We start from the raw sequence: 1,463 nt of genomic DNA on the forward strand, positions 1-1,463 counted from the left end.
GAGCAATAGTCAAATCCTGTGGATTGGGGGCCGTCATGCGACCTCGGACACCGGTGCATCCGGGGACGGTTCGGGGGTGATGTCAACGGGACGTTCGAGAAGCTTGCCCTTATGGAACAACGCGCCCGCACGCACGAGCGCGACCAGGTGCGGTGCGTTGACCGCACGCCACCGGGACTGGGCGGCCTCGATCAGCTTGTAGGCCATCGCCATCCCCGCAGCCCGTGAACCCGGCCCCTTGGTCACCTTGGTCCGCAAACGCACGGTCGCAAAGGTACTTTCGATCGGGTTCGTGGTGCGCAGATGCACCCAGTGCTCGGCCGGATACCGGAAGTACTCGAGCAGCACGTCGGCGTCGTCGGTGATCTTCGCGACCGCCTTCGGGTACTTCGCCCCGTAGTCGCGTGCGAACGCGGCGATCGCCAGCTGGGCCTTGTCGATGTCTTCGGCGTTGTAGATGTCCTTCATCGCCGCCAGGGCGCCTGGATGCGCCGTTTTCGGTAGTGCGGCAAGAACATTGGATTGTTTGTGGAACCAGCAGCGCTGCTCGCGGGTGTCGGGGAACACCTCCCGCAGCGCCTTCCAGAACCCGAGTGCCCCGTCGCCGACCGCCAGCGCGGGGGCGCGCATCCCGCGGCGGCGGCAATCCCGGAGCAGGTCCGCCCACGACTCGGTCGATTCGCGGTAGCCGTCGGTGATCGCGACGAGTTCCTTGCGCCCATCGCCGCGCACCCCGAGCATCACCAGCAGGCAGAGCTTTTCCTGCTCCAACCGGACTTTCAGGTGGATTCCGTCGACCCACAGGTACACGTAGTCGACCTGGGAGAGATCACGCTGCCCGAACGCCGCCGCTTCGTCCTGCCACTGCGCGGTCAGGCGGGTGATCGAGGAGGCGGACAGACCGGCGCCGGTGCCGAGGAACTGCTCCAGCGCCGGACCAAAGTCACTGGTCGACAGTCCGTGCAGATACAGCAGCGGCAGCACCTCGGACACCTGCGTCGACTTGCGAGCCCAGGCGGGCAGGATCGCCGAGGAGAACCGTCTGCGTTCACCCGTGTCGGGGTTGGTGCGCTTGTCGTTCACACGCGGCGCCTTCACCGTCACCGCGCCGGCGGCCGTGATCACGTCGCGTTCGACGTGGTAGCCGTTGCGCACCACCAAGCGGTGGCCGTCCTCGTCGACCTCACCGGCGTGCCGGGCGATGTAATCGGCGACCTCGGCCTGCAACGCCGCCGCGAGCATCTGCCGGGCACCCTCGCGGACGATCTCGTCGAGCAACGACCGCACCGAACCCACCGCGGTCCCGGTCTCGTTGGAGTCGTCCATGTTGTCCACTACCGTGAGCACGGGCGTGCCTTCCCGCCAGCGCGCCAACGCTGGTCTTGATCAGAATCCTGTTTCGTCAAAGATCATCTTCCGGGAAGGCACGCCCTCCCGGGATCCACAGGTTCTGATCATTGCTC

The 1,463-nt window shown here is 66.2% G+C and carries 1 protein-coding gene; it reads right to left on the reverse strand.

Annotated features, from left to right (window positions below; all coding sequences use genetic code 11):
• Nucleotides 1–33: 33 nt before the first annotated feature.
• A complete protein-coding gene (locus RZ1_RS29330; protein WP_072816451.1) occupies nucleotides 34–1,347 on the reverse strand; it encodes an IS256 family transposase in 1,314 nt (437 codons plus the stop codon).
• Nucleotides 1,348–1,463 lie beyond the last annotated feature (116 nt).

This window comes from Rhodococcus zopfii NBRC 100606 = JCM 9919 (assembly GCF_001895025.1).
In the GTDB taxonomy this organism is placed as follows: domain Bacteria; phylum Actinomycetota; class Actinomycetes; order Mycobacteriales; family Mycobacteriaceae; genus Rhodococcus; species Rhodococcus zopfii.